This is a genomic window from Frankia sp. AgKG'84/4, assembly GCF_023242965.2.
In the GTDB taxonomy this organism is placed as follows: domain Bacteria; phylum Actinomycetota; class Actinomycetes; order Frankiales; family Frankiaceae; genus Frankia.
On the sequence record NZ_JALKFU020000349.1, the window covers coordinates 1 to 5555 of the forward strand.

4 protein-coding genes are annotated in these 5555 nt (G+C 74.8%); 3 read left to right on the forward strand and 1 reads right to left on the reverse strand.

Going from position 1 to position 5555, the window contains the following annotated elements:
- On the reverse strand, positions 1–1883 hold a 1883-nt coding region (locus MXD58_RS18765; RefSeq protein ID WP_250609647.1), incomplete at its 3' end, for an AfsR/SARP family transcriptional regulator.
- 290 nt (positions 1884–2173) lie between these two features.
- Between MXD58_RS18765 and treZ the strand changes: the two genes are divergently transcribed.
- The 3 genes from treZ to MXD58_RS18780 all read left to right on the forward strand — a co-directional run bounded on the left by treZ (position 2174) and on the right by MXD58_RS18780 (position 5529).
- Positions 2174–3946: a malto-oligosyltrehalose trehalohydrolase gene (gene treZ, locus MXD58_RS18770; RefSeq protein ID WP_248840188.1), complete on the forward strand. Its 1773-nt coding sequence runs from the start codon at positions 2174–2176 to the stop codon at positions 3944–3946.
- Between the two features lie 305 nt (positions 3947–4251).
- Positions 4252–5013: a pyrimidine reductase family protein gene (locus MXD58_RS18775; protein ID WP_248840187.1), complete on the forward strand. Its 762-nt coding sequence runs from the start codon at positions 4252–4254 to the stop codon at positions 5011–5013.
- 234 nt (positions 5014–5247) lie between these two features.
- Entirely contained in the window at positions 5248–5529 is a 282-nt protein-coding gene (locus tag MXD58_RS18780) for a hypothetical protein (protein ID WP_248840186.1), read from the forward strand.
- Positions 5530–5555: the final 26 nt, after the last annotated feature.

Consider the following 5555-nt stretch of genomic DNA (forward strand, 5'->3'; position numbering starts at 1 on the left):
GCCTTGTCGAAGGCAGCGGCCGCCGCCTCGAAGCCGTCCCGGGCGGCGCCCCGGTCGCCCGCGGCGAGATGGACCCAGGCCGCTGCCGAGGTGGCCATCGCCCGCCACGCGGTGCTGTCGAAGGTGTCGCCGGTGCGCGCGGCGACCGCGGCGTACTCCCGCGCGCCCGCGACGTCACCAGCCCGGGCGAGCGTCTCGGCGCCGAGCGGGTGGAGCAGCGCGCCGCAGCTCGGGCACTCGCCATACCGGCTGGCCGTGACCCGCGCGGCGGCCACGGCCTCCACGGCGGCGTCCAGATCGTCCTGTTCCAGGGCGGACAGCGCGGCGATCGCGTGCAGCCGGGCCCAGGCGTGCCGCGAGGTCGGGGCCACCGTGGCGATCGCCGTCGCCCACTTCAGGTGCGCCGCGGCCGCGTCGAACGCGCCGGTGCACACGGCGAGTTCGGCGCGGCGCAGCCACGGCAGCGCCACCGTCCGGCTGCCCATCGGCGTGTACAGCTCACAGGAGCGCGCGAGGCAGGCGTCCGCCTCCTCGAACTGGCCGCGCAGCAGCAGCGACTCGCCGAGCAGGCACCAGGCGAAGGCCTGTACGGCGACGGCGTCGGAGCGCTCCGCAAGCGCAAGGGTCTGGCGGGCGTAGTCCGCCACGTCCCCGGCGAGCGCATCGCCGTAGAGCTGGTACTGCCCGGCGCAGTGGTTGATCTCCAGATAGCGGCTGACCCGGCCGCCCAGGTCGGTGCCGGCGAGGCGGCCGACCTGCGCCAGCAGCCCGGCCCGCCAGTCCCCCCGCAGGTGCGAGATGATCGCCAGTGCTTCCAGGGCACCGACGACGTCGTCATCGCCACCGTGTTCGAGCGCCACCTCGTGGGCCTGGCGGGCGAGCGCCGCGGCGGCGTCGAGATCGCCGCACTCCCAGCTCAGATGGGCGCGCACGCAGGCGATCCGCCCCCGCTCGGCGACGTCCGGCGCGAGCGCCTCGGCGGCCCGCAGGTGCTCCGCGGCCTGCTCGGTGCGGTGCCCCATCAGCAGCGCGGTGGCCATCCGGCGGTGCAGCCGGACCGTGAGAACCGGTTCCGTCGCGGCGCGCAGCGCCTGCTCGTAGGCGCGGCTCGCGCCGTCGTCGTCGCCGGACTGGGCCCGCAGGTCGCCGACCTTCTCCCACAGCTCCACGGCGAGGTCGGGTTCGCCGCCGTGGCCGCCGCGGATCTCCTCGTAAAGGCGCTGCGCGCGCGGGCTCGGCTCGACGCCCAGCTCCGCGGCGAGCACGGCGCGCAGACGGTCGTACTGCCGGCGGGCCTCCTCGCGCCGCCCGGCCAGGGCGTAGAGCCGCATCAACCGCAGGTGGTGCTCCTCGTGGGCGGGTTCGGCGGCGACGAGACGGGCGAGCACCCGCGCCGCCTCGTTGACCTGCCCGGCCTCCTCCAGCTCGCCGGCCAGCTCCGCGGCCAGCGCCGTCCAGTCCGCCCGCAGCTCCTCGCGGGGGACGCTGGCCCAGTCCTCGTAACGGTCCTCCGGCAGCAGGCCGTCCCGGTACAGGTCCAGCGCGCCCCAGTAGGCCACGGCGGCGCGGGTCCGGCGCGCGTGCGCCGCCAGCTCCCGGTAGTCCGCGACATCCACGGAGACCCCGTCGGACGGCAGGCACAGCAGATCGCCGACGGAGCCGATGAGCGCCGCGCCATCTCCCGCGCCATCTCCCGCGCCGACGTCGAGGCCCCGGCGGGCCTCGTGCAGCGCCTTGCGCAGGTTCGCCGCGGCGGCGGCCGGCTCCAGCTCGGGCCACAGCAGGTCCATCGCCTGCTCACGGCGCAGGCGATAGCCCGGCGCCAGCGCGAGGAGTTTGACCAACGTCGCCGGCTTTCGCCTCGCCCACACCACGTCGGGCACCGGCCGCGACCCGACAAGGACGCGAAACCCACCCAACAGCTCGATCCTAAGCCGCGCTGCCACCCGTCCCCCCAAGACCCGTACCACCCACGCCTAACCTGATGGTGCCATCTGTAACGACGTCTGACTGGCACTCCTTATGCCGGGCGACCAGGAGGCGGCGACCGGCCACGGGCCGTCAGCGCACCTGGCGATCCGCCCCCGGCGGCCCCGTTGACAGGCACCTTCGACTGGGGTCGATTGTCACTGTCCCGGCATGTTGGGAAGCGGCTGACGGTAGACAGGAGCCTATGAGCACCTTCCGGCTGTGGGCCCCGGACGCGAAGACCGTCAGCCTTGTCGTGGCGGGCGCCGAGGGCGACACCCGCCACGAGATGTCCGCCGGTCGGCGCGGCTGGTGGTGGATCAACGTGCCCTCCGCCCGGCACGGCACCGACTACGCCTTCGTGCTCGATGACAGCGACGAGGAGCTGCCCGATCCGCGCTCGGTCTGGCAGCCCGCCGGGGTGCACGGCCGGTCCCGGCTGGTCGAGCACTCCACGTTCGCCTGGACGGACGCGAGCTGGCGCGGCATCGCGCTGGCCGGCAGCGTCCTCTACGAGCTGCACGTCGGCACGTTCACCCCGGAAGGCACCTTCGACGCCGCGATCGGCAAGCTCGACCATCTCGCCGAGCTCGGCATCGACGCCGTCGAACTGCTGCCGGTCAACGCCTTCCCCGGCCGCCACGGCTGGGGCTACGACGGGGTGGGCCTGTTCGCCGTGCACGAGCCGTACGGCGGCCCGGACGGGCTCAAGCGGTTCGTCGACGCCGCCCACGCCCGCGGCATCGGCGTGATCATGGACGTCGTCTACAACCACCTGGGCCCCGACGGCAACTACCTGAGCCGATTCGGCCCGTACTTCACCGACCGCTACATCACCCCCTGGGGCCCCGCGGTCAACCTCGACGCCCCCGGCTCGGACGAGGTCCGGGCGTTCATCCTCGCCGGCGCGCTGGCGTGGCTGCGCGACTTCCACTGCGACGGGCTGCGCCTGGACGCCGTGCATGCCTTCCAGGACAGCCGGGCGATGCACCTGCTGGAGGAGATCGCCGAGTCGGTGCACCGGCTCGGCGCGCAGATGCGCCGGCCGCTGTTCGCCGTCGCCGAGTCCGACCTCAACGACCCGAAGCTGGTCGTGGCGCCCGAGGCCGGCGGGTACGGCCTCGACGGCCAGTGGTGCGACGACGCCCATCACGCGCTGTGGGCGACCCTGTCCGGGGAACGGCAGGGCTACTACGCCGACTTCGGCTCGATCTCGACCCTCGCGCACGCCCTGACCAAAGGTTTCGTGCACGATGGCGGCTACTCGACGTTCCGCGGCCGATCCCACGGCCGGCCGATGCCGCCCACCACACCGGCCTACCGGTTCGTCACGTTCCTGCAGAACCACGACCAGATCGGCAACCGAGCCGTTGGCGACCGGTCATCGGCGCAGCTCAGCGACGGGCTGCTGCGCATCGGCGCCGCGCTGCTGCTCACCTCGGCGCTGACGCCAATGCTGTTCATGGGCGAGGAGTGGGGTGCGCACACGCCGTGGCAGTACTTCACCGACCACACCGCGCCCGGACTCGGCGACGCGGTCCGGGAGGGCCGGCGCGGGGAGTTCGCCGCGCACGGCTGGGGTCCCGACGATGTGCCCGACCCGCAGGAACCGGCCACGTTCGAACGGTCCAGGCTGGACTGGTCGGAGCCGACCCGGCCCGGCCACGGCGGCCTGCTGGACTGGCACCGCCGGCTCATCGGGCTGCGCCGGCGGCTGCCGGCGCTGACCGACCCGGCCTGGTCGTCGGTGGGGTGCACCTTCGACGAGCAGGCCCGCTGGCTGGTGGTGCGCCGCGGTGACGTGGCGGTCGTGGTCAACCTGGCGGCGAAGCGCCAGTCGGTACCGCTGGACGGCGTCCCGTTCGACGCCCCGGCCGCCTCCGCGCCGGGCTTCACCTACATGCCCGGCCGCGTCGAGCTGGACGGCGAGTCCGTCGTCATCACCCGGCTGCTGCCGCCCGAACCGACCGGCGGGTGAGGCCGTGGGCCGCCGCACCCGCCGGGTGCGGCGGCGACGGTCAGCGCCGGACCCGACCGCGGGACAACAGGGCGTAGAGCACGCCGAGGACCGCCAGCCCCACCAACAGCACCATGACGAGCAGGACGACGTAGGTTCCCATGCGTCCATCGTCGCAGGGCGCCGCCTGTCGGTACCACCCCGTCCGGTCGCGGCCCGTCCGGTCGCGGCCCGTCCGGTCGCGCGGCGGGCTTCGGGTGGCCCGCGGATGGTGCTGACGGTGCCGGGCCGGGCCGGGGCCCCGCGGTGGGGATAGGGTCGGCGCGGTGCGACGCCTGTTGGCCGGTCCCGGTCCCGCCCTGCCCGAATCACCGGCCGGCGCGCCGGACGTCGACCTCGACGAGGCCTACGCCTATCCCGCCGAGGCTGCCCAGCGCGCCTTCGTGCGGTCGAACTTCGTCTGCTCGGCGGACGGCGCCGCAGAAGTGGACGGACGCTCCGGGCCGCTGGGGGGCGCGGCCGACCGGCGGGTCTTCCAGCTGTTGCGCTGGCTCAGCGACGTGGTTCTCGTCGGCGCGGGGACAGCCCGGCACGAGAACTACGGTCCGGTCGTCGTCCCCGTCGAACGCCGCGAGCGGCGGCGGGCCGCGGGGCTCGCCGAGGTTCCCCCGGTGGCGGTCGTCACCGCGAGCGCCGGGCTCGATCCGGCCGCCCGGCTTTTCGCCGTCGAGGTGCGCCCCATCGTGCTGACCTGCGCCGCCGCGCCGGCCGAGCGACGTCGAGCGCTGTCGGCGGTCGCGGACGTGGTTCTCTGCGGCGAGGAGTCCGTCGAGCTGGAGCCGGCGATGGCGGCCCTGACCGAGCGAGGTCTGACCCGGGTGCTCACCGAGGGCGGTCCGACGCTGCACGCCCAGCTCGGCGCGGCCGGCCTGCTCGACGAGCTGTGCCTGACCGTCGCGCCGCTGCTGGCCGGCCCGGGCCGGCTCGGGATCGGGCAGGGCGCGCCCTGGGACGGGACGGTGGCGATGCGCCTGATCCACGTGCTCGCCGAGGAGGACAGTCTCTTCCTGCGCTACCGCCGCGCCTGACCCGCGCCGCCGGGTCAGGCGCGGCGAGAGCGTCCAGCGACGAAGCCGAGGACGGGCCGACCGTCCACGGCGAGAACCGTCCAGGCCACGACGAGAGCCGTCGACCGGCCGGCTCGTCCACAGGCGGCCGGTCGGGGCCACGCTGTCCACAGGCGACGTGCGCGTCCCGCGCCGGTGGACTGCTCATTGCTACGGTCGCACCACCCCCGACCCTGACCCTGACGGTGGTGCGAGATGACGATGTCCGACCTGCCCCGAGGGGCCGCGACGAGTGCGCTGGCAGCGGCGCGGCGCGTCCAGACAGACGTGACGGTGGCACTGGAACGTGTCGCCGTGGCCGGCAGCGATGCCTGGGAGGGCGCCGCCGCGGAGGTCCTCGCAGGGCGTCTGCGCCGGCTCGCCGCGGAAACCACGGCGCTGCTGGAAAGCTGCGTCCTCAGGTGCGCGTCGGCGCCACCCGCGCTCAGTCCGCCCGCGCCGGCGCGGGTCGTGCGAGCGATCGGGCCGTCCGCGTGAGCGCTACCGACGCCGCGGTGGTGCGC